This window comes from Novosphingobium sp. 550D, from assembly GCF_057401885.1.
On the sequence record NZ_CM171613.1, the window covers coordinates 1,766,234 to 1,789,002 of the forward strand.

Here is a 22,769-nt window from a genome sequence, read left to right on the forward strand (position 1 = left end):
TTTTGGATCAATTTGCACCACAAATCCCGACCGTCTCCAGGGATTTATGGTGGGTGCGACAGACATTGCGCCCCGCGTCTTGACTAGACGCTTCATTGCACAGGCGCATTTGGTACCGGGATCGCCAGCACGATCACCGAAGGCGCGCCATTGGCCGAGATCTGGACCAGATAGCGCCCCGGCTCCAGCGTGAAATCGACCATCTTGCGGATGCCGGTGCAATCCGGGCCATGGCCGTGAGCGATAGATCGCAGCGGACCGTCCTTGCCGACCACATCGAGCCATGCCGCCGATCCCAGAGCAATGCGATAGGTGCCAGCCTTGGCAATATCGAGCGCGAGGAGACCTCCATAGCTGACCGAGCCGCCCGGCTTTTCCGGGCGATGGGCATAATGAACGTCCTGGGTTGCGGACAAGGCGACCTGTGCAGCGCCGCCAAGTGTCAGCATCGCTGGAGCCGCTGCCTCGCGCCCTGCGATCAGCGCTTTGGGTTGGTTCCACGCGGCATAATCGCCCTTGGCGGCGACGGGTGCCACACATGCTGGCGTGGCCGGCATCTGGGCAAAGGCCGGACTGGAAAGAGAGACCATCAGGCAGGTGGCCAACTGAGCTTTCCAAATCTTGCAGCTTCCCATTTTTGCCTCCTTGCGTTGTAATCTATATTCCTATGAATATAGAAGTGCGTGAAAATCACAAGCCTGCAATCAGGGCGTTACTGAGGGAAATCTCCATGCGTTGGTCCAAAATCCTGCCCACCTTGCTGGCTTCTGCCCCTGCCACGACCATTGCCATGCCTGCCTTCGCGCAGGAGCAACCCTCCAGCTTCGCTCTGGGGCAGATCGTTGTGACGGGTCAGCAGCCCAAGGGCATCGAGATCACCAGCCAGACGCTGGATGCCAAGGCCATCGACACATTCGGGCGGGTGACGCTGGATGATGCGGTGGCGCTGGCGCCGGGCGTTTCGGCCGGCAACAGCGGGGGCAGCCGCAATGAACGCCTGATCTTCGTGCGCGGCTTCAACCGCTTTCAGGTGCCGCTGACCATCGACGGCATCCGCGTCTATCTGCCCGCAGACAACCGTTTGGACTTCGGCCGTTTCCTTACCAACGACATTGCCGAGGTGCAGATCGCCAAGGGCTATGTGTCCGTGCTGAATGGCCCGGATGGCATGGGCGGGGCGATCAATCTTGTCACCGCCAAGCCCACCAAGGCGCTGGAGGCCAAATTGGGCGCAACGCTCAATCTTGGGCGGCAGGGCGAATATGCCGGATATACCACCCATGCTCTGCTCGGTACGCGCCATGACAAGTGGTATGCCCAAGCCAGCTTTGCCCGCAATTTCACCGATCACTGGGATCTGCCCGGCAGCTTTACCGGCACGGCCAACCAGGCCGCCGGACGTCGCGACTTTTCACGCAGCGCCGATTGGCGGGTCAATGTGAAGGCAGGCTTCACCCCCAACAGCGCCGATGAATATACCATCAGCTATACGCGGCAGGAAGGCGAGAAGGGCGCGCCGTTGCACGTTAGTGATCCAATCTCGGCCCAGCGCTTCTGGAGCTGGCCCGCGTGGAACACCGACAGCCTCTATTTCCTGTCCACCACGGCTCTGGGCGATCTGGCGACACTCAAGACCCGCCTGTATCGCAACACCTTTTACAACCTGCTGCGCGCCTTCGACAATCGCAACCAGAACACCCAGACGCTGGGCCGCGCGTTCAACAGCCCCTATTGGGATGAGGCACTGGGCGGATCGGCGGAATTGACCCTGCGCCCGTCTGCCAAGCAGCGCTTTTCGGTTTCTGTGCAAATGCGGTCCGACCGTCACAAAGAGGCGCAGACCAGCTTTCCCAGCGGCGCGACGGAACCGATGCAGACATCCCTTGAAAACACCTACAGCTTTGCCGCCGAACATGAATATCATCTCACGCCAGCCCTGAGCCTGACCATGGGCGCGGGCTATGACTGGCGCGATCTGAAGCGGGCAGAGGAATATGGCGCGCCGCTCGGCACATCGGGGGCCAACGTGCTGTATAACTACCCCATGCGCAACAGCAGCGCGTGGAGCGGTCAGGGGCGTCTGGACTGGGCAGCGAGCGAGGCGACCCGTCTGCACATCAGCCTGTCCTCGCGCAGCCGTTTTCCCACCATCTTTGAACGCTTCAGCCAGCGCTTTGGCACGTCTATCCCCAACCCGTCGCTGGCCCCGGAACGTGCGCGCCAGATCGAGCTTGGCGGATCGACGAAACTGGGCGCGGTCAGCCTTGAAGGCGCGGCCTTCCACGCGCTTGTGACCAATGCGATCGTTTCGGAAAGCGTGCTGGGCTATGCCTGTACGGCCAGCACCACGCCCGGCCCTTGCTCGCAAACGGTGATGACGCAATCGCGCAACGTTTCGCGAGGCGAGTTCTATGGCATCGAATTGAGCGCGCAGGCCCCCGTGCTCAAAACATTGAGCGTGGGCGCCAATTACACCTGGCTCCATCGCGATCTCGTCGATCCGGGCAATGCCGCCTTTCGCCCCACCGATGTGCCCACGCACAAGGCTTTCGTCTATGCCGATTGGACAGCCCTGCCGCGCCTGCATCTGATCTCCAGCGCGGATATTGCATCGAGTCGGTGGACCGTCACCAGCGCGGCCCCGATTATCTATTATCGCACGGGTGCCTATGTGAATGCGGCGCTTAAGGCGGAATATAATTTGCGCAAAGGTGTCAGTATCAGCGCCTCGGCGCGCAATCTGTTTGATGACAAATACCAGTTGGTGGATGGCTTCCCCGAAGCGGGGCGCAGCTATCAATTGGCGCTGAAGGCCGCCTATTGAGGGTATCAATTTCTTCGGGTTGGCGTGTTTATTGCCAACCCGAAGGTTCGACGCGACCAACACGATAGTGTGATTTGGTTGCGCCCATTGACTGAGACAAATTGTCCAAATTTGATCCAGACCGGTGACAGGCTGCAATTCAGACTTTAGACGATTGTTCGATCATGCATTCATTACGCGCCTACTTCTTGTCTCACGCCCGCGTGGCCGCATTGCTGGTCGCGCTGGCTTTGTGCATGAAGGCGCTGATTCCTGCGGGTTATATGCTGGGTGGGGAATCGAAAACCATCACCGTGCAGATCTGCGCCGACTCGCTTGGGGCAAAAATTACCAAGCAGATCGATGTGGGGACCAAGGACCACGGCAAGTCCAAGGCCGACATGCCTTGCGCCTTTACCGCGCTGACCCATGGTGTGCTGGGCGGGGCTGACCCGATTCAGCTCGCCCTCGCGCTGCTGTTCATTCTGACGCTTGGCTTTGCGCCGCTCCTTCCCGCAGGCGTAAAGCGTGTCCACTACCTGCGTCCGCCTCTGCGCGGACCGCCTGCACTGGCCTGACAGAACCTTCCCTTTTTTCTGTCGGATAGGCCGGTGCGTTGGCCCTCCTTCCCAAAAAGCTGACGCCCCGGCCATGCCGGAGTAGATTTCATGTATGACATACTGTGCCGCTCGCCCGAGCGGCCCTTTGCCCTGAGCGCGCGCAGTGACATGCTGCGCGAGAACCGATTGTATTTGAACGAACCTGCCCGCCAGACTTTTGCCATGCTGGGCGCGGCGATGATGGCGCTCGCTATTCTGCCCGCTTTGTCGGGCCATTGGCTGGTGCCAGTGTTCTGTCTGATGACGATGGGCGGCTTGGTGCTCGCTCTCGAACATCATGGGCGCGCCAAGCCCGATGGCGAAGTGCTGGAAATCGCCCATGGCACGATCCGCCATCTGCGCGCCATCCGGCGGCGCGCCTGGTTTCTGGTCGCGCTTGGCCTTGTTGGCCAGATCGCTGGCGCAGCTCTCGACCCCGCCACCCAATCCGGTGCCGCCACGGCCGCGCCCATTCAGGAGATAGTCCAATGACCATGCGCCTCGCCGCCACTCTTATGCTCGCCACGCTGACCGGCGCGGCATCGCCCGCTTTCGCCCATGACGGCCATCATGCCGCCGCCCATCAGGCCATCGCCGTCACCAACGCCTGGGCACGCGAAACCGCCCCCGCGCAGGTCAATGGCGGCGGGTTCCTGACCATTACCAACAAAGGCCCAGCCGACCGCCTCGTCTCGGCTTCATCCCCTGTGGCGCCCACGGTCCAGCTCCACACGATGAGCATGGATGGCGGCGTGATGCGGATGCGCGAATTGCCCGATGGCATTCCCGTACCCGCACAATCCGTGGTCGAACTGAAGCCGGGTGGGATGCACATCATGTTCATTGGGCTGAAAGCCCCGCTCAAACCCGGCCATAGCGTGGCTCTCACGCTGCGCTTTGAAAAGTCGGGTGTGGTGAAACTGGCCATGCCGGTGCGCGCCATCGCCGACACGGCCCAGACGATGGGTGGCGGCCATGACCACCACTAAGCCGCCCTCGCGCGGCGCCATCATCTGGGGCGGATTGCTGCTTGCCGCGCTGGCCTTCGGGCTTGGCCTTGCCGCCTATCTGGGCGGCGGGGCCAAGCGGCAGGCCAATTCGCAGCGCGAAGGCCCCGGCGGCCCGTTCACATTGGTTTCCAGCACTGGTAAGCCCTTTACCTTGGCTGATCTCGGGGGCAAACCTTACGCCATCTACTTCGGCTTCACCCGCTGCCCCGATGTCTGCCCGACCAGTCTGGCCAAGATGGCGCGGCTGCGCGCCCGGATGGGCAAGGATGGCGAGAAATTCGCCATCCTCTTCGTCTCGGTCGATCCGGGGCACGACAAGCCCAAGGACGTTGGCCAATATGTCACGCTGTTCGGCACACCGATCATCGGCCTGACCGGCAGCGATGCCCAGCTTGCCGCCATCGAGAAGGCCTATGGCGTCTATGTCGCCAAAGTGCCCCAACCGGGCGGCGACTACACCATCGACCATACCGCCGCGATCTATCTGATGGATGCCAAGGGCGGCTTTCAAAACATGATCGGCTATGACGAGGGCGATGACGCCGCGCTCGCGAAGCTCAAGCAGCTTGTGGGCTGAGAACTGGATAACAGGGGGGGCTATCTGCCCTTCAGCCCACCCGGCGGGGCCTTGCTGTTCCACCAGCACAGCAAGCCGTCCGAGCGCGCCAGCGTGGTGATCACCACCAACCTGAGCTTTAGCGAAACGAGTTTTACCCAAAGTAATGGGCCAGCATCTTGGGTGATGCCAAGATGCCAACTGCCCTGCGGGCCGTTTCAGGTGCAAGCGCATGTTGCGGACGCCGGGATGGCAAGACCCTCCTCCAGTGCGATGGTGTCGGCGATGAACTCGTCGGCGATGCGGGCTGTAAGGTTGAGTTTGCCAAGCAGTTCGGCGGGGAAATCGGAGATGTTCTCGGCAACGATGGTCTGAGCCTGAGTCATGACCTCGATTGGTCTGACAGCACCACCAAACAGAAAACGGAAAACGTTGTCAGAATCGCGTTTGGTTTGTATCAGCAGCCTATGACCTTGCTTGAAGGAGGAAACATGGGCTTCCTTTCCACAGCCCCTCTTGGCCGCCACACAAAGCGGATCGCTGCAAAAGGATTGCTGGCCGCATCGCTTGCCATCTTGCTGGGCGGGAGCACTGGCGCGCAAAGCTCTGGCCCGAGGCTCTATGTCAATCCCGACAGCACCGTTGTGCGCGCTGCCAAGGGTCTGACCGGCCAGGCGGAGCAGGATGCCCGCTTGATTGCGCAGTTTCCTTCGGCCACCTGGCTGACCAACGGCACCCCCGAAGAAGTGCAGGCACAGGCCCGCAAGCTGGTAAGCGATGCGGCAAAGACTGGCACGATCCCGGTGTTGGTGGCGTATAATGTACCGGCCCGCGACTGCTCGCTCTATTCCGCAGGCGGGGCGGCCGACAGCGCGGCCTATGCGGCATGGATCCGTGGCCTTGCCGCAGGGGTCGGCGAGGGCAGGGCCATCATTATCCTGGAGCCGGACGGTCTGGGCGTGATCCCATGGAACACCACGCTGACCGGGCAGCAGGAAAATTGCCGACCGGCCAACATGCATGCCGGCGCTGCCGAAGAACGCTATCGCCAACTGCGCGATGCTGCTGGGGTGCTCTCGGCTCTGCCGGGAGCCCAGCTCTACATAGACGGCGGGGGCAGCAGCTGGCTGCCTCCGGGGGAAATTGCCGCGCGCCTCTTGCGCGCCAATATTGGCAAGGCGCGAGGCTTCTTTCTCAACGTATCGAATTATGAGAGCGATGCGCGGCTAAAGCGCTATGCGCATTGGGTCAGCGATTGCATCGCACTGGTTTCGCAACGTGGCCTCAATCCGCGCGAATGTCCAGGCTTTCCGATTACTGGAGCGCGTGACTATCCGGGGGCCTGGGCGGATGTCGATGCCGCTTACGATAGGCTGTTCTGGCGCCTGCACCTCACACGAAACCCGCAGGCACAGAAACACGCGGTGCTGGACACCAGTCGCAATGGCCGTGGCGGATGGGTTCCGCTGCCCGGTCGCTATCGCGATGCCGAGGTGTGGTGTAATCCACCAGGGCGCGGGCTTGGCCGTCGGCCTACGCTGGCCAGCGACGATCCGTACATCGACGCCTTCCTTTGGATCAAGATCCCGGGCGAATCCGATGGCCAATGCTATCGCGGTACGGGTGGGCCAACCGATCCCGAACGCGCGGTGGTGGCGCCAGCTGCGGGAGGATGGTTTGCCGCGCAGGCGCGCGAACTGATCGCTTTGGCCCGTCCCGCGATGCCCTGACGAGCGCCGGATACGTCCCCTAGAGCGGTTTCTGATCTGGCTGCGCCAGATGATTCCGTCTGGTTCGAAAATGCTCTAGTGCTCTGACCCGGCCATGCCCGGCGGCGCGGTAGAAGCTCTGACCAGAAGGGCATGGTCATGGTTATGGCGCTGCTCAAGGGGGGCGGTGTTGTCTGTCGCATCCAGTTTGCCGATCAGGCGGTCGGTTGCATCCCATGCCATGGCGCTGACCGGTTGTCGCACGGTGGTAAGCTGGGGCCAGGTGGTGCGTGAAACCTCTGAATCATCGAATCCGGCGATGGAGATATCGCCCGGTACGGAAAGTCCTAGCGCACGCGCGGCACCAAGGGCAGCGACGGCCATATCATCGTTCTGGGCCAGAATTGCGGTGGGCACAGGACGCCGACGCAGCAGATCGAGCGCCACATCATAGCCGACCGCATAGGTGAAATCGCCGGTCACGATCAGGTCTTCATCCAGCGTCGCGCCATGTTCGGCAAAGGCGCGGCGATAGCCTTCCATACGCGCCATGCTGGCCGCGTGCGAGGGATCGCCCAAAATGACGCCGACGCGGCGATGGCCCAATTCCAGCACATGGGAGGCAACGGCATGGGCTGCGGCCACTTCGTCCATGGTGATGACAATTCCCCGCTCCAGCGCCTTTTGTGGCGTGATTCGCGCATAGGCCAACCCTTGCCGATCCAGCAGATCAAGCAACTCAAGCTGGTCGCACGCAGGCGGCGCGAGCAAAACCCCGTCCAGCCCGGCGCTCAGCAACAGGCGACCCAGCTCCTCCAGACGCTCCGAAACCCTGCTGAAAGGCAGCACGATCAGCCGGTATCGCCCGCTTTGCATGCGGTCCAGCGCGCCGTTCTGCAGATCAACGACATAGCTGGGACTGGGTCGTTCATAGGTCAGCCCGATCAGGAAGCTGCGCCTTGCGATGAGGCTCTGCGCGGTCAAGTTGGGGTGATAGTCCAGCTTGGCCGCTGCTTCCTTCACCAATTGCCGCACGCGCGCGCTGACATGGGGTTCATCGTTGAGCGCGCGAGAAACGGTCTTGGGCGAAACGCCGGACATTTTGGCCACATCGATGATCGTCGTACGCCTGGAAATGGGGGCCTCCCTGATGATGTCGCGGCCGTGATCACGCGGCGCAGAACGCTTCTTAGCCTGTGACTTGACTTCTGTCGATGTGTGACGGTAAACGCTGTCAGACAGAATCGGTAAACGTTGTCAGATTCGACGGGAAACACCGTCAAGGATGTCAGGGGAGGTTTCATGCAGTTGATGCGGCGCAGTGGTTTGGCATGGAGGGTTGCCTTTGCGGCGATGGCCGCGGCAGGCATTCCGGCGGCCCATGCGCAACAGCCGCAGGCAGACGATGCGCGCGGCCAGGTCGCGGGCATCGCCCATCCCGAACTCTGGCCAGAACGACACGCTCCGCTCGCGCGTGACCCGGCGATCGAGACGCGGATCAACGCGCTTCTGGCGACCATGTCGCTGGAACAGAAGGTCGGACAGATCGTGCAGGGCGATATTGCCAGTGTCACGCCCGATGATGTGCGCCGCTATCATCTCGGCTCGGTGCTCAACGGTGGCAATTCGGACCCGGGCGGGCGCTACAATGCTCCGGCCAAGGACTGGCTCGCGCTGGCTGATGCGTTTTACGATGCCTCGATGGCGCCGGATGGGAAATTGCCGCGCATTCCCATCATCTGGGGCAGCGACGCCGTGCATGGCCATAACAATGTGGTGGGCGCCACGCTGTTTCCGCACAACATCGGTCTTGGCGCCGCGCGCGATCCCGAATTGCTGCGCCGGATCGGGGGCGTCACGGCCAAGGAAATGCGCGTTACCGGGCTGGACTGGACCTTTGCGCCCACGCTGGCCATCGTGCGCGATGACCGCTGGGGCCGCACCTATGAAGGTTTTGGTGAAGCGCCGGAAATCGCGGCCTCCTATGCCGCTCCGCTGATCGAGGGCTTGCAGGGCAAGCTGGGCGACAAGGACTGGCTGCGTGGGCCGCATATCATTGCCACGGCCAAGCACTTTCTGGGCGACGGCGGCACCTACGGCGGAAAAGATCAGGGCGACACGCGGATTTCCGAGGCGGGCCTGCGCGATATTTTCAGCGCGCCCTATTTGCCCGCGCTCGACGCCGGGGTGCAGTCGGTCATGGTCAGTTTTTCCAGCTGGAACGGGGCCAAGATGCACGGCAACCAGTCGCTGCTGACCGGGGTGATGAAGCAGCGCTGGGGCTTTGACGGTTTTCTGGTGGGCGATTGGAACGGCCATGCACAAGTCGATGGCTGCACCGCCACCGATTGCGTTCAGGCGGCCAAGGCGGGGCTGGACATGTATATGGCGCCCGACAGCTGGAAGGCGCTGTGGCAAAGCACATTGGCCCATGCCCGCGACGGATCGCTGCCCATGGCGCGCCTTGATGATGCGGTGCGGCGCATCCTGCGCGTCAAGCTGCGCGCGGGCCTGTTCGAGGCGGGGAAGCCTTCCTCGCGCCCCTATGGCGGTCAGTTCGATCTGCTGGGCAGCGCCGAACACCGCGCGGTGGCGCGCCAGGCAGTGCGCGAATCGTTGGTCCTGCTCAAGAATGCCGGGCAATTGCTGCCGCTCAAGCCTTCGGCGCGCGTGCTGGTGGCTGGCGACGGGGCGGACAATCTGACCAAGCAGACCGGCGGCTGGACGTTGAGCTGGCAGGGCACGGGAACCACCCCCGCTGATTTTCCGCATGCGCAATCGATCTGGTCGGGCATCGCCGAGCAGGTGAAGGCGGCGGGCGGCACGGCCACGCTGGCGGTGGACGGGCGATATACGATCAAGCCTGATGTGGCCATCGTGGTCTTTGGCGAAGACCCCTATGCCGAATTTCAGGGCGACCGGCCCGATGTCGGCTTTGATGATGCGCGAACCCTTGAAACCCTACGCCGGTTGAAGGCGGCTGGCGTACCGACGGTGGCGGTGTTCCTGTCCGGGCGGGCCATGTGGGTCAATCCTTTCCTCAATGCCGCCGATGCCTTTGTGGCCGCTTGGCTGCCGGGGTCGGAGGGCGGCGGGATTGCCGAAGTCCTTTTCGGTAAATCCGACTTTCGCGGCACCTTGCCCTACAGTTGGCCGCGATCGAGCGACCAGACCGCCGTCAATGTGGGCGACAAGGATTACAATCCGCTCTTCCCCTATGGCTTTGGCCTGAAATTTGGCCAGAACGGCGATCTGGCGCCTTTGCCCGAAACGCGGGCAACGGCGGCCGCAGCCGATCCGGGCGTGCTTTTTGCCGCTGGACGGCCGGGGGCAGGGCGCAGGTTGCTGCTGGGCGCGTCCGGCGCGCTCTCCACCAATCCGGGCCCAGAACTGATCGACGCACGCCCGGCCGATCACCGCGCGCAGGAAGATTCGGTGCGTCTGCACTGGACGGGCGCGGGTCCGGCCATGGCGGCCATCGTGGGCGATGCGCCCATCAACCTGACGCGGGAAAGCAATGGCGAATTGGCCATCGAGATGGAATTCCGGGTCGATGCCGCACCCACCGCCGATGTGAACCTGATCATGCAATGCGGGGCCAACACATGCGCGGGCGGTTTTCCGGTGGGTGCCATGTTCCGGGCGGCGGCGCAAACCGGCAAATGGTCAAGGCTGGCCATACCTTTGCGCTGCTTTGAAAAGGCGGGCGTGGACATGAGCCGGGTGAGCACGCCGCTGGCGCTGTCCACCGCCGGGGCGATGACGGTCACGCTCTCATCGGCGCGGATTGCATCGCCCGCCGGCCCTGTCTTGGCCTGCAAATGAGTGTTCCGCGCCACATCCGGCGCGGGACGGATAGAATTTTGGTGAAGTGACAATCCAATCAGGAGAGGAAAAAATGAACAGGGGAATCTGGAAGCGCGGCCTCGTGCTGGCGCTGCTTTCGACCTGCGCCGGGGCGCCTGCTCTGGCTCAGGAGGCATCTGCGGACAAACCCGTTGCCAAGCCCGCGGCGGCTCCGGCCAAGGATGGCCCGTCCGACATCATTGTGACGGCCAACCGCCGCGAACAGAACCTGCAGGACGTTTCCGGCGTGGTTCAGTCGCTGGGTGCCGATCAGCTGCGCAAGGACGGGATTGTCGAATTGCGCCAGTTGCAGCAGGCGGTGCCGGGGGTGAGCATTGCCAATCAGGAAGGCAATGTCGAAATCTTCATTCGCGGCGTTGGTTCGGCCAATAACACCGAACTTGGCGATCCGGGCGCAGCGCCGCATCTCAACGGCACCTATATCCCGCGTCCCCGCGGTTTGGGCGTGATGTTCTATGACCTTGAGCGTGTGGAAGTGAACAAGGGCCCGCAGGGCACGCTCTATGGCCGCAATGCTTTGGCCGGCACGCTCAACATCATCACCGCCAAGCCGCGCTTTGATCGTTACACCGGCTATGCGCAGGCCGAGTATGGCAATCGCAATTCCTATGCGGCCGAAGGTGCGATAAACATCCCTCTGGCACCCAATTTTGCGGTTCGTGCGGCGGGCTATTATGTCAACCGCGACTATGGCTTCAAGAATGTCTCGACCGGAGCGCCCGCTGCTTCGCTCAAGCCCGCCGGGCTGGAAGAGAATTATGCAGGCCGTCTCTCGATGCTGTGGGAGCCGACCAGCCGCCTGACCGTTTCGGTGATCGGCGATTATGGCAAAGAAACCGGCACCGGCTATCCGGGCGCCAACATCTTCAGCGCGGTCAAAGCCACGAACCTTGCGGCCAGTGACCTTGACCTGCGCCGCGTTGTCTATCGCGGACTTCAGGGGCGCATGACCAACGATTTGTGGGGCGTTCAAGGCAAGATCGCCTATGATTTCGACAAGATCGGCATGGAATTGACCGGCAGCTATCGCTCGGTCGATTTCAACCAGGTCAATGCATCGAGCGACGGCATCGACTATCCCGGCCGCAATCTGGCCACCGAGCAGTATGACAATTTCTCTGGCAATTTCTGGCAGACGAAATCGCAGAGCGAAGTGTTCGAACTGCGTGTCTTTGCCAAGAAGGGGCAGCGGTTCCGGTGGAATCTGGGCGGTTTCTACTTTAACGAAGACCAGCAGGTAGGCTACCTTGCCTTGGCCGACCGTGGTTATTGCTGTTATTCCGGCACCGAATTCACGATGCCCGATGTGCGCGGCAAGAGCTATGCCTTCTATGCCGACGGCACCTATGATGTGACTGATCGCCTGCGCATTCTGGGCGGGTTGCGCTATACGGATGAAAGCAAGTCGCGTTACGGCATCGGAGGCAACTGGGCGCTGACGCTGGGCGGGGCGAATTATGCGTGCTGTGTGGCCACCCGCCTTGGCACCGAGGGTTTCGCGCCCGCTCTGCTCAACCGAGCGAACTTCGACGTGTCCAGGATCAACACGCCCCAGGGCATGGCCCAGTTCCTGATCCAGGGTATTGCGAAGCCGGGCGCGCGTGACACGCTGATCAACCAGATCGGCGCGATCGCCAACGGCACCAATCCGGCGGGCACATGCTTTACCCGGCCCGACATCGACAATGGCTTTGTCACCTGCCCCACCAACACCAATGGCGGTTTCAGCTATGCCAATCTGACCATCCCCGGTCAGCAGGTGGGCAGCGCCAAGTTCAACTATGCCGACTGGCGCGTGGGCTTTGAATATGATCTGAGCAGCGGCCACATGGTCTATGGCAAGGTTTCGACCGGCCACAAGGCGGGCGGTTTCAACGACAGCTTCAATGGCTCGACCGTGCCCGAAACCTATCGCCCTGAAAAGCTGATGGTGTATGAAATCGGCAGCCGCAACACGTTTGACGTGATGGGCCGCCGCGCGGTGTTCAACGTCACCGGCTTTTATTACGATTACACCGATCAGGTGTTTCAGGACCTGACCTGCATCAATCTGGACACCACCCAGACGCCTGCGGTGTGCAACGGCTATTCGCTGGTCAATCGCAACATCGGGGCCTCGCGCATTCTGGGCGCGGAAGCGGAATTGCGTCTCTCGCTGCCGCATCATTTCGCCTTTGACGTGAACGCGGCCTATCTGGACACGCGCATCACCCAGGGCACGGTGGCCGATGCCCGCGCACAGGACAATGGTTCGGGCGGCAAATCGCCGCTGATCAGCCTTGTGGGCAACCAGCTTCCGCTGGCCTCCAAGGTCAATATCAGCGCGCATCTCTCGCAATGGATTGACCTGCCCCATGGCCGGTTCGATTGGCAAGTTCTGGCCAATTACCGCTCGGGCTATTATCTGACCCAGTATAACAACAAGGATGTCGTCTTCCTTGACGGCACGCGCCAAAGCGCTCTGACGGCGGGCTTCCCGGACCGCCAATCGGGCTTTGTCACGCTCAATCTGGGCGCGGGTTATCAGGTGAAGAATCTGCGCTTCGAGGTTTGGGCCAGCAACCTGCTTGATGTTCAGGCCTCACAGAAGGAACTGGCGGGCGCTTCGCTCAACATCCGCTTCCTCAATGACGCGCGCAGCTATGGCGCGCGCATCCGCTACTCGTTCTGATTGCTCTAAAACTTCTCTCATCTGGCCCGGTTTGTCATGGCGCAAACCGGGCCTTTTGCTTGTTGGGCGCCATGGCGCTAAGGCTTTAGATATATCATGGGGGCGGGTGAGGCATGCAGGAGAGGGTTTCACAGGCGCCCGCAGCGGTGACGCAGGACGGATTGCCGCAGGTGGCGCTGGCGCGCGCGCAATTGCTGGGGCTGGCGCTGGCGCAGGGCGGGGGGGTGATCGCCTATGCCCCTTTCCTCACGCTCCTGCTGCCCGCGCGGGTCACGGCGCTGGCGGGCAGAGATGATGTGGCGTGGCTCGGGGCCATGACCTTTGCCGGGGCGGTCGCGTCCAGTCTGGGTGGCGTGCTGTTTGGCTGGCTTTCTGATCGCAGCGGTGGGCGGCGGGGATGGGTTGTCGCTGGGCTGGCCTTGTCGGCGGCGCTGCAGATGGCCACGGCATGGGCGCCCGATCCGCGCTGGATGCTGGCTTTGGTGGTGGGATGGCAATTGGCGCTCAACATGATGCTGGTGCCGATGATGGCATGGGCGGGCGATGTCCTGCCGCCTCGGCAACAGGGCCGCTTTGGCGCCATGCTGGCCTTTGCTCCCGCGCTGGGGGCTGTGTCCGGGGTTGTGGTCACCGCGCTTGCGCCGGGCGCTTATCTGGGCGAACTGGGGCTGGTGGCGCTGCTTTCGAGCGGGGCCTGTCTGCCGCTGTTGCTGGGCCGTTTGTCCGGAAAAGTCACAAGAGGCCACGGACATCTCCCGCCTCAACGTCGCTTTGCCAAGCGAGGCATGTGGCTGGGGCGGCTGCTGGTCCAGATCGGGGTCGCCGGATTGACGGGCTATGTCTATTTCTGGCTGCGCGGAATCGATCCGGCGATGGGCGATGTGGACAAGGCGCTGTGCCTTGCGGCGGGATTGGTGCTCTCGATTGTGCTGGCGGCGCTGGCGGGGCATCATGCCGACCGCACCGGGCGAGCGCGCAAGATGCTCGCGCTGCTGTCATTAGGCGCGGCGGCGGCCTTGATCATCATGGCGGCGGTCTCCAAACCGCTGGCCGCCAAGCTGGCGTATGTCTTCTATGCCGGGACCAGCTCGGCCTTTCTCGCCCTCCATGGCAGCCAGATGCTGCGCGTGCTTCCCAATCCGGCAAGGCGCGGGCGCGATCTCGGGCTATTCAATCTGGCCAATACGGTACCCGCCCTGCTGATGCCTGTGCTGGCTGTGCCTCTGGTCTCGCGGCTTGGCTATGCTCCGTTTTTTCTGCTGCTGGCAGGACTTGCGGCGGGCGCGGCAATCATCGTGTGGCTTTCGATGCCCCCCGCACCGTCGCAAGGGCGCGCGCGCAACCCCGATCTTTTCCCTTAGAGCCGTGCGCAAGCCCTTGTGCTTGTAACACCCGGACGGCCCATCCATAGGGCATGGAGCGTGCAGTTAAGCAAGGGCTGGGCCAAGGCCTGCAAGCTGGCAGGGATCGATCTGCTGCCATTTCATGCCGCTGGCCGTCATGGTTTCGGGCAAGAGAAAAACGTCCGGCAGGGTATCGACGAGAAGGCCGCTGAGGAGCGCACCAAGCTCACGCTGTTCGGCGCTGGGACTGGCAAAACGAAGGGAAGGCCGAGATGGCCGTCTACGCGATTTGTACGGGCTCGACCGGAAACCGGGCGTTTGTTCCGGTTATTTTCCGCTTTGAAAACTTTTCCGGGAAAATCCGTCTCCATAAAATCCCCTTGTTTCAGAGGGTTTTATGGTGGGCGCGACAGGGATTGAACCTGTGACCCCACCCGTGTGAAGGGGAATTGCGATTTTGCGTAAGTATATTGAAATTACGCGATAAAATCGGGCCTCCAAAATTGTCGTGTACGAGCTTTGTACGAGGGGCTCTTTTGTACGCTCTGCCTGCGTACGCGGACGCTCTCTGTGCAAGGCTTCTAGCAGACATTGCGGCCCGCGTCTTGCCCAAACATGATCCGGGTGAGGGGGCGCCGCCAGGCCAGCAAAAAACCGCTGGAAGGGCGGCAACCCTTCGCAGCGGCTGTTGGAATAGCTGTGCGGCTATGGCGGAATCCTATCGCTCCCGAGACTCGGTGGCAAGCGCCATTGATGGAGGAGGGGCGCTATGAGCACCACCCTTGCCCATAGAGGCCTGCCATTAGGCGTGGGCCGGTTTGACCTGCTGCGCCTGTTCGAACAGGTGGCTCGGCCAGGCTTTGGTCTGTCATCAACTGCGGTTTCCTTGGTCCGGCACTACGTCCTCAAAACCATGGACGGCGATTATCTGTCGGGTCGCATCTGCGCAGTCTGGACGCAGGCCTGTCGCTTTGCCGAAGCTTTGGGCCTGACATCACGCTCGATCAATTCAGCCGAGCGGGAACTGGAAAAGGCTGGCTTCATCATCCGCAATGCTGGGATCAATGGCGAGCGCGCTGGCGACCGGCAAGATGGGATCGTGATCTGGGCCGCAGGTATCAACCTAGCCCCGCTGGTCGAGCGCTTTGCCGAGATGCAGGCCAAGGCCGAGGCGCTGGAATTGCAAGCCCGTGCCATCCAGCAATGCCGCGCCGAAATCCGCCAGTTGGGCCAGCGCATCCGCGAGGCGGGCGACGAAGATCTGCGAGAGCGGGCCGAGACCATCCTGCCTGATGGCCGCACGGCGCGGATCACCAACATCGACCGCCTGATTGCCATCCGCGAGGCCTTGTCCGCCATGCTCGCTGCCGTCGAATTTGTGTCCGATCCTGAGCGCCGTGCACAGAAATCTTCCGACGCGCCGGAAGAAAACTGCGCACCCAATATACAGAACCAAAACTCAACACGAAGACGTACTGCGTCGGCCCGCGATCCGCTCGATCGCATCCGGCCTGCCACCGCGCTGGTGGTGGCCACCGAGAACTATCGCGGCATCGTCGAGGCGCTGGGTGGACCGTCCTGGCCCAACCTCGTCGAGGCATCGTGGCGCAGTTGCGGTCGCCTTGGCATCGCCCAGAGCACCTGGGGCAAAGCTTGTCAGCAGTTCGGGCGGGAACGAGCAGCGCTCAGCGTGCTGCTGATCGACAGGAATGCCGAATTGCCGCTGGGCTATCGCTATCGGGTAGGCTCACCGGCAAGGTGTTTGGCGGGCATGGTGCGGCGGGCAGGCCCGGCAGGGGTAAACCTCGTTGGTCTGTTCCGCGCGACCGAGCGCTACGCCCAGCAGGCGCCACCACAATCCCCTGCGCCTGAGCAGACCATCGAGCCGCAGTCCGGCCCGCTGGCCAATCTGACCGCGAGGCTGATGGCCAGTATGGAGCGGCGCGTCGCGCCTGACGGGTGAAGCTACTCAGCATCTCACCTGTCCAGAAGTCCACACACTCACAAGCCCACACGTCCAGATGTGAACGGGCAAGGAAATCACCATGACCATCATAGCCATCGTCAGCCAGAAGGGCGGCTCGGGCAAAACCACGCTGTCCGTGAACCTGGCCGCCGCAGCTGAAGCCGCAGGCGCCATCGCACTTATCATCGACACCGATCCCCAGGCAACGGCGAGCCAATGGGGCGCATGGCGCGCCGACAAGGCGCCAGAGGTGATCGATAGTGCGCCGCCGCGCATCCAGGCCAAGGTTGAGGCAGCCAAGGCGCAAGGCGCTACCTTCATCGTGATCGACACGCCGCCCCACGCCGATAGCGCAGCCAGCAGGGCTGTGGAGGTGGCTGATCTGGTGCTGATCCCCTGCCGCCCCAGCGCCTTCGATCTCGCGTCGATCAAGACCACCGTCAGCCTCGTGCACCTATTCGACAAGCCAGCCTATGTGGTGTTCACTGCTGGCCCGCCCTATGCGCCGCGCATGTATGAGGAGGCCGCAGAACTGGTGCAGGGCTTCGGGATCGAAGCTTGCCCGCACATCTTGCCGGATCGGGCTGTCTATCGCCACGCTAGCGCTGCGGGTGCCTCGGTTATTGAGTTCGAGCCAGAAAACAAGGCAGCGGCCGAGATCACAGCCCTGCACATGTGGACCATCGCGCATGTGAACACGTCCACAACCGCAAATGAGGGAGTGTGAGCAGATGAGCCGCTTTGCCAACCTCGCCGACAAGCCCAAGGAGAGTCCCAAATCGCAACCTGAGTCTGCAATGCTCGGCAATGAAGATGGCGCTAACGCAACAGCGTCGCCCCGCACCACGCCCAGATCGAACAGCCGCGCTGGGCGTAAGGCCATCGCCGCCTACTTCTCTCCCGAGATGTCCCTCGCCATGCATGTCTGCGCCCGTAAGCATGGCCTTAGCCTTCAGGAACTCATGGCAGAGGCTTTCGATGATGTCCTTCGCAAATATGGACAAAGTCCCGTGGGTGAATGACCATCATTGGGACGATCCGGTTAGTCTCCTTCCAGACGCCGGCGGCCCTGAACTGCCATTCGTTCATGCCGCCGGCAAGCGAGCTTTCCAAGACCGTCCTCAGCCAATGCTCGAACTTCCTGGTTCGCCGCTTGAAGAATCCGGACGATCGCTCGCAGATCCGCCAGATGACGCCTTATATCTCCGATGCCGTACAGAGAGGCTACCGGAGCCAACATAGCCGGGCTTAACGCTCGCGGACTTTAGGAGCCTCTTAATGGACTTGTAACGGATTTGTGCCGGTCACCTGAGCGTTTTATGCTCGCAACAGGAGACCGACGAGATGATGAAGCATAGTGAAGATTTTAAGCGAGAGGCGGTTCGGATCGCGCTGACCAGCGGGCTGTCACGGGAGCGGGTTGCCGCGGATTTGGGGGTCGGCAAGTCGACGCTTGGCAAATGGATTGCTCACTATCGCCCGACAGATTTGGTGGCGGAGCCACAGGCCGATCTGGCCCGTGAGAATGAGCGCCTGCGCCTGGAAAACCGTATCCTCAAGGAGGAGAGGGACATTCTAAAAAAAGCAACGCAGTTCTTCGCGAGCCAAAAATCGTGAGGTTTGCGTTCGTTCATGAGCACCGCGATCGCTGGCCGGTTGAAGGCCTATGCCGGGTCTTGCAGGTGTCTACGCGTGGCTATCGGGCATGGGCGTCACGCCCGACCTGCCAGCGCGATCGCACAGATCTGAAGGTGCTGGCGCACATCCGCGAGCAATACACCCTGAGCCGCGGCACCTACGGCCGCCCCCGCATGACCATGGAGCTTAAAGAGGTGGGGCTCGACGTGGGCGAGCGTCGTGTGGGACGGCTGATGAAGATCCATGGGATACGGCCAATTCGCACCCGCCGCCACAAGGTCACCACGGATAGCCAGCACCACCTTGGCGTTGCACCCAATTTGCTGGACGGGGATTTCCTGGCCGCTGCGCCGAACCAGAAATGGGCAGGCGATATCAGCTATATATGGACCACCGAGGGCTGGCTTTATCTGGCTGTCGTCATTGATCTGTTCAGTCGGCGTGTCGTTGGTTGGGCAGTCAGCGACCGGATGAAGAAAGACCTGGCAATCAGGGCGCTGGAAATGGCCATAAACCTGCGTCAACCGCCCAAGGACTGCATTTTCCATTCTGATCGCGGCAGCCAATATTGCTCTTACGACTTCCAGAAAAAACTGCTGGCCCACGGTTTACGGCCCTCGATGTCGGGCAAAGGTAATTGCTACGACTGTGATAACCTGCTGCGGCCTGATGGTCTGACCCATGCTACGATTGACCGCGTGTCATTGCGTTGACGTGTCGGCCATCAGGTCGCCCCGGCAACGGGCGAGATGTGACTTTATAGGAGCCTGACGGGTTCGCCCCTTCACAGTCCTGTCCTCTCTGTGCGGTGCCCGGGCACCGCGCAGAGAGGACAGGACATGAGCGACATAACGACCAACGCCGTAATCATCGGCGTCGATACGCACAAGGCCACGCATGTCGCTGTGGCAATCGATACCAAAGGCAGCCGCCTGGCAGCCTTCTCGGCTCCGGCGACAACCAAAGGCTATATTGCGCTCGAAGACTGGGCGTGTGCGATCGGCGCGATCACAGCCTTTGGTATCGAAGGAACGGGATCATATGGTGCTGGCTTGTCGCGTCACCTCCTTGCCCAAGGGCACAAGGTCGTCGAGGTAACGCGACCCAATCGACAGCTGCGCTATCAGCACGGCAAAACTGACAGCTTGGATGCCGAGGGAGCAGCCCGTTCCGTGCTAGCCGGGCAAGCGATCGCCGAACCCAAAACCCACAGCGGGTCGGTCGAGATGATCCGGCACCTTAAGATCGCTCGCGACACGGCCGTCAAAAGCCGGTCACAGGCCATGGTGACGCTGAAAACCTTGATCATCAATGCGCCCGCGTCGCTTCGCGACGGTCTTGATCAGATCAGCGGCAAAATCGCACTGATCCGGCATATCGCCGCGTTCAGGCCAGGTGCACTCACCTCGACCACCGCGTCGGCCAAAGCCGCTATGCGCGCCCTAGCGCGACGCTGGCTCGCGCTGCACGATGAAATCCAGGCGCATGACAAGGCGCTCGAACAACTCGTCGTCGCCCGCGCGCCGACATTGATCGCAGCGCACGGAATCGCCACGATGACAGCGGCAGAGATGCTCATCCTGGTCGGCGACGATCCTAACCGGATCCGTTCCGAATCCGCGCTCGCCAAGCTCTGCGGCGTTTGTCCAATCCCGGCGTCGAGTGGCAAAACCAACCGCTTCCGGCTTAATCGCGGCGGCAGTCGGCAAGCCAATGCCGCGCTCTATCGTGTCGCGATCGTACGGATGCGCAACCATCCGCCAACTCTCGCTTATGTCAGCAAACGTAAGAAGGACGGCAAAAGCAACCGCGAGATCATCCGCTGCCTCAAACGCTACATAGTCCGCGAAATTTTCACTCACCTGTGTCGCCCGGAAACAGCCTCGGCAGATGCTTGACAAATATAGGAGCCTCAATGCGGCTGTCGAAACCTTCTTCAAAAGCCTGAAGGCCGAGGTGCTCTGGCGCCAAACCTGGCCAACCAGGCGTCAGGCCGAGACCGCCATCTTCCAGTACATCAACGGCTTCTACAACCCACGTAGGCGCCATTCATATCTGGGCGGCATCAGCCCCCTCGCATTCGAGGCCAAGGTGGCATAGTGAGATAGGTGACCGGCACAAATCCGTTACAAGTCCAGGGCTCCACCGAGCCCCATGCGGGTCTCGGTAGGGTAGACGCGAGACGCCTCTTTCGAGGACGCCCCAGCGCCTCCCCCCGAACCGTGCTTGCACCTTTCAATGCACACGGCTCTCCATTCCGCTGGGCATCCGGCCACCATGATGGGCAACGTGACACTTTCGGCACAGGACGATTGTCCTGCGCCGTCGTGCCGATTGTACCCAAGGCGTCAGTTGGTCGCGCCGCTTGTCCTTCAGGCGATTGGGATGATGCATCTCGAACGGACCATCGGTATCGCCACATGCCTCGCATTGCTCGGCACTCAGGCGCGTGACCAGATCGTTCGGACTCTGCGCAAGGCGAGAGCCTACCGTGATGGTGTCGACGATGGGGTTATCCCACGTCTTCACGATCAGATGCTTCAGTTTCCACACCTTATGGACGCGCGGCTCGCCCCGAACCACGGTCGTAATCCCGTGATCCGACCCCATTTTCAGATATTCCTCGGCCTGCCGCCTCGTCGAGCGTCGCCGGCATGCCACAGTCGCGAAGAGGCTCCTGAGCATGACCAGTTCCAACTTGTCGAGTGACGCTTTCACGCCATCGGCGATCGCATAGTAGTTCGCGAAGCCTCGGAACTCCGAGTTGTAGGCGATGATGATCTCCGCCACACTGGATTCCATGAGCTGCGGACGCACCCGACCATTCCTCATGTCGAGGTTGCCGAGTTTTTTGCGCCTGCAAAACGCATAGACCCGATCCCGTGGCACCCACAGCTTGATATTCCCCCGCGTCGGCCGACGAAGAACGCTACGCGTTCCGCCGCCGGTCTTTTGCCGCCCCGCCATTGTTCCGGCGGAGCGCAACGTGAAGGCGCATACATGGAAGCCTAGGAACGGTGATCCCTTCGATGCATCGCGAACCCCGGTTTTCTCCGGTGACACCGCCAGATTGAGCCGATCAGCGAGGAAGCGCTGTATATCGGCCATGATCCGGACAGCGTCCGCCTTGCTGCCGATCACGCCGACGAGGAAGTCGTCAGCGTAGCGACAATAGCGCAGGCGGCGGAAGTTGGGGTCCATGTCATCGACGGAAGAGAGTTTCCGCCGATCCTGTTTGACAGCTTCGATTCGCGCCAGTCGGACGCGAACCTCGCCATCGCCCGCACCATCGGCACGGACTGCATCGATCTCCTTGCGGAGAGCGGCGATTTGCTGAGAGCAGGCAACATACGCGGGGTTCGCCCGTCGTCTGTCGCCTTTGTTGAAGCCCCGCCGCATCGACTCCATGAACTCGTCAAGTTCATGGAGATAGATGTTGGCGAGCAGGGGCGAGATAACCCCGCCCTGTGGGGTGCCGCTATAGGTCCGCTCGAACTTCCAATCGTCCATGCAACCGGCCTTGAGCATTGTCCCGATCAGATCGATGAACACTGGATCATCGATCCGCCGGGCCAAGAGGCCGAGCAGGATGTCATGGTCGATGTTGTCGAAGAACCCGCGGACATCCACCTCGATCAGCCATTTCACGCCCGTCCAGGTTTTACGGATCTCTTCGAGAGCCGTGTGACAGGAGTGACCCGCGCGGAACCCATGACTGTGTTTCGAGAACACAGGTTCATAGATCGCCGCGAGGACCATTCTTGCCGCCTCCTGAACGATGCGATCATCCGCCGTTGGGATACCCAGTGGGCGCATTTTACCATTGCCCTTGGGGATATAGACCCGTCGCACTGGACGAGCGCGGTAACGGCCTTCCGCCACGCTTTGGACCAGACGGTCGAGCCTCGCCAGCGTCATGCCGTCGAAGGTCTGTCCGTCTACTCCCGGCGTCATCGCACCCCGATTTCGGGATACTCTGTCATAGGCCCGCTCATATAAGCAGCGGGACCGCATGAGGCGGTTGAGACCGTTGATCCGCTTGCCCGCCCGCGACAGGGCCGGAAGCTTCTCGATCCGTCTCAGGATAGTAGCGGTCTGCATCAGCAGTCCCTTTCCATTGATCCATCGAGTTTACAGAACTGCCGTCCTTCGCCCGGACGCAGCGGATTTCGACAAGGATCGCTCCCGCTTATACCGCTGTCCCGTCCGCCTTGCGGCGGCTGTCCCGGCCATTACACCGGGCGTTTGACTACTATGACGGCTCCGTCGCCATGCAGGTCCGGCGAGCCGTCCTGTTTAGGCGATCCCGCAGTTGCGCGAGTGAGGAGTCGCGATGCGGTTAGGTGCCCCGTTCGTTTCCTTGATCCCCTGACCGGGGCCACGCCGAACGGATTGGCAGCGATTCACTGGGACGTGCTCCTCGCTCCGCTCGAGACGGTGTGTCAGCCGCGTTCACCGTCACCTACCTAGTGGTCGTTGGAAACTGGGATTCAGACAATCCAGTCTTCACCATGCGCATCTTGCCTGCTGGTCAACCGTCAGGCTGCGGCGCCCAACTTCGATCCATACCCCGACATGCTATGGTCCCGTTCCCCTTTCGGGGTCTC

Annotated in this window: 19 protein-coding genes and 3 pseudogenes; 18 read left to right on the forward strand and 4 right to left on the reverse strand. The window is 61.8% G+C overall.

Annotation, left to right across the window (positions count from 1 at the left end; genetic code table 11):
* Window positions 1-92: 92 nt before the first annotated feature.
* On the reverse strand, window positions 93-590 hold the full coding sequence (locus AC2S2E_RS08360) for a hypothetical protein (protein ID WP_486524440.1): 498 nt from the start codon (window positions 588-590) through the stop codon (window positions 93-95).
* Window positions 591-730: 140 nt separating this feature from the next.
* Here AC2S2E_RS08360 and AC2S2E_RS08365 point away from each other — a divergent pair, with 140 nt between their 5' ends.
* The 6 genes and pseudogenes from AC2S2E_RS08365 to AC2S2E_RS08390 all read left to right on the forward strand — a co-directional run.
* Window positions 731-2,824, forward strand: a complete 2,094-nt coding sequence (locus tag AC2S2E_RS08365) for a TonB-dependent receptor plug domain-containing protein (RefSeq protein ID WP_486524441.1) — start codon at window positions 731-733, stop codon at window positions 2,822-2,824.
* 188 nt (window positions 2,825-3,012) lie between these two features.
* Entirely contained in the window at window positions 3,013-3,381 is a 369-nt protein-coding gene (locus tag AC2S2E_RS08370) for a DUF2946 family protein (protein WP_486524442.1), read from the forward strand.
* Between the two features lie 90 nt (window positions 3,382-3,471).
* A complete protein-coding gene (locus AC2S2E_RS08375) occupies window positions 3,472-3,894 on the forward strand; it encodes a DUF2244 domain-containing protein (protein ID WP_486524443.1) in 423 nt (140 codons plus the stop codon).
* A complete protein-coding gene (locus AC2S2E_RS08380; RefSeq protein WP_476104574.1) occupies window positions 3,891-4,391 on the forward strand; it encodes a copper chaperone PCu(A)C in 501 nt (166 codons plus the stop codon). Before AC2S2E_RS08375 ends, AC2S2E_RS08380 begins: the two co-directional genes overlap by 4 nt.
* The gene (locus tag AC2S2E_RS08385; RefSeq protein ID WP_476104575.1) at window positions 4,378-4,989 is read left to right on the forward strand and encodes an SCO family protein; all 612 of its coding nucleotides are present in this window, start codon (window positions 4,378-4,380) and stop codon (window positions 4,987-4,989) included. The genes AC2S2E_RS08380 and AC2S2E_RS08385 overlap by 14 nt, the downstream gene beginning before the upstream one ends.
* 18 nt (window positions 4,990-5,007) lie before the next feature.
* Window positions 5,008-5,177, forward strand: a pseudogene (locus tag AC2S2E_RS08390) (ATP-binding protein); the annotation flags it as partial.
* A gap of 9 nt (window positions 5,178-5,186) precedes the next feature.
* Here the strand turns inward: AC2S2E_RS08390 and AC2S2E_RS08395 are convergent.
* On the reverse strand, window positions 5,187-5,354 hold the full coding sequence (locus AC2S2E_RS08395) for a hypothetical protein (protein ID WP_486524445.1): 168 nt from the start codon (window positions 5,352-5,354) through the stop codon (window positions 5,187-5,189).
* Between the two features lie 105 nt (window positions 5,355-5,459).
* On the opposite strand from AC2S2E_RS08395, the gene AC2S2E_RS08400 reads away from it, so the two are divergent.
* Window positions 5,460-6,698, forward strand: a complete 1,239-nt coding sequence (locus AC2S2E_RS08400) for a glycoside hydrolase family 6 protein (RefSeq protein ID WP_486524446.1) — start codon at window positions 5,460-5,462, stop codon at window positions 6,696-6,698.
* 75 nt (window positions 6,699-6,773) lie between these two features.
* On the opposite strand, the gene AC2S2E_RS08405 is transcribed toward AC2S2E_RS08400, so the two are convergent.
* A complete protein-coding gene (locus tag AC2S2E_RS08405; RefSeq protein WP_486524573.1) occupies window positions 6,774-7,778 on the reverse strand; it encodes a substrate-binding domain-containing protein in 1,005 nt (334 codons plus the stop codon).
* Between the two features lie 201 nt (window positions 7,779-7,979).
* On the opposite strand from AC2S2E_RS08405, the gene AC2S2E_RS08410 reads away from it, so the two are divergent.
* From AC2S2E_RS08410 to AC2S2E_RS08460, 11 genes and pseudogenes are all read left to right on the forward strand, one after another.
* On the forward strand, window positions 7,980-10,502 hold the full coding sequence (locus tag AC2S2E_RS08410) for a glycoside hydrolase family 3 N-terminal domain-containing protein (protein ID WP_486524448.1): 2,523 nt from the start codon (window positions 7,980-7,982) through the stop codon (window positions 10,500-10,502).
* A 73-nt stretch (window positions 10,503-10,575) separates the two neighbouring features.
* Window positions 10,576-13,215 (forward strand): TonB-dependent receptor, encoded by a 2,640-nt coding sequence (locus AC2S2E_RS08415; protein WP_486524450.1) that lies wholly within the window; start codon window positions 10,576-10,578, stop codon window positions 13,213-13,215.
* A gap of 113 nt (window positions 13,216-13,328) precedes the next feature.
* Complete coding sequence (locus AC2S2E_RS08420; RefSeq protein ID WP_486524451.1) at window positions 13,329-14,576, forward strand: MFS transporter; 1,248 nt, start codon at window positions 13,329-13,331, stop codon at window positions 14,574-14,576.
* A 60-nt stretch (window positions 14,577-14,636) separates the two neighbouring features.
* Window positions 14,637-14,978, forward strand: a complete 342-nt coding sequence (locus tag AC2S2E_RS08425; RefSeq protein WP_486524453.1) for a hypothetical protein — start codon at window positions 14,637-14,639, stop codon at window positions 14,976-14,978.
* Window positions 14,979-15,327: 349 nt separating this feature from the next.
* Window positions 15,328-16,521, forward strand: a complete 1,194-nt coding sequence (locus AC2S2E_RS08430) for a helix-turn-helix domain-containing protein (RefSeq protein WP_486524455.1) — start codon at window positions 15,328-15,330, stop codon at window positions 16,519-16,521.
* Between the two features lie 82 nt (window positions 16,522-16,603).
* Window positions 16,604-17,251: a ParA family partition ATPase gene (gene parA, locus AC2S2E_RS08435; RefSeq protein ID WP_486524456.1), complete on the forward strand. Its 648-nt coding sequence runs from the start codon at window positions 16,604-16,606 to the stop codon at window positions 17,249-17,251.
* Between the two features lie 4 nt (window positions 17,252-17,255).
* Window positions 17,256-17,546, forward strand: a complete 291-nt coding sequence (locus AC2S2E_RS08440; RefSeq protein WP_486524457.1) for a ribbon-helix-helix domain-containing protein — start codon at window positions 17,256-17,258, stop codon at window positions 17,544-17,546.
* Window positions 17,543-17,776, forward strand: coding sequence for a hypothetical protein (locus AC2S2E_RS08445; RefSeq protein WP_486524459.1), 234 nt, complete (start codon window positions 17,543-17,545; stop codon window positions 17,774-17,776). The genes AC2S2E_RS08440 and AC2S2E_RS08445 overlap by 4 nt, the downstream gene beginning before the upstream one ends.
* Window positions 17,777-17,868: 92 nt before the next feature.
* Window positions 17,869-18,809, forward strand: a pseudogene (locus tag AC2S2E_RS08450) (IS3 family transposase); the annotation flags it as partial.
* 192 nt (window positions 18,810-19,001) lie between these two features.
* Complete coding sequence (locus AC2S2E_RS08455) at window positions 19,002-20,060, forward strand: IS110 family RNA-guided transposase (protein ID WP_486522625.1); 1,059 nt, start codon at window positions 19,002-19,004, stop codon at window positions 20,058-20,060.
* 16 nt (window positions 20,061-20,076) lie between these two features.
* Window positions 20,077-20,262 (forward strand): annotated as a pseudogene (locus tag AC2S2E_RS08460) (IS3 family transposase); the annotation flags it as partial.
* Window positions 20,263-20,397: 135 nt separating this feature from the next.
* On the opposite strand, the gene AC2S2E_RS08465 reads toward AC2S2E_RS08460, so the two are convergent.
* Window positions 20,398-22,263 (reverse strand): reverse transcriptase domain-containing protein, encoded by a 1,866-nt coding sequence (locus AC2S2E_RS08465; RefSeq protein WP_486523540.1) that lies wholly within the window; start codon window positions 22,261-22,263, stop codon window positions 20,398-20,400.
* Window positions 22,264-22,769 lie beyond the last annotated feature (506 nt).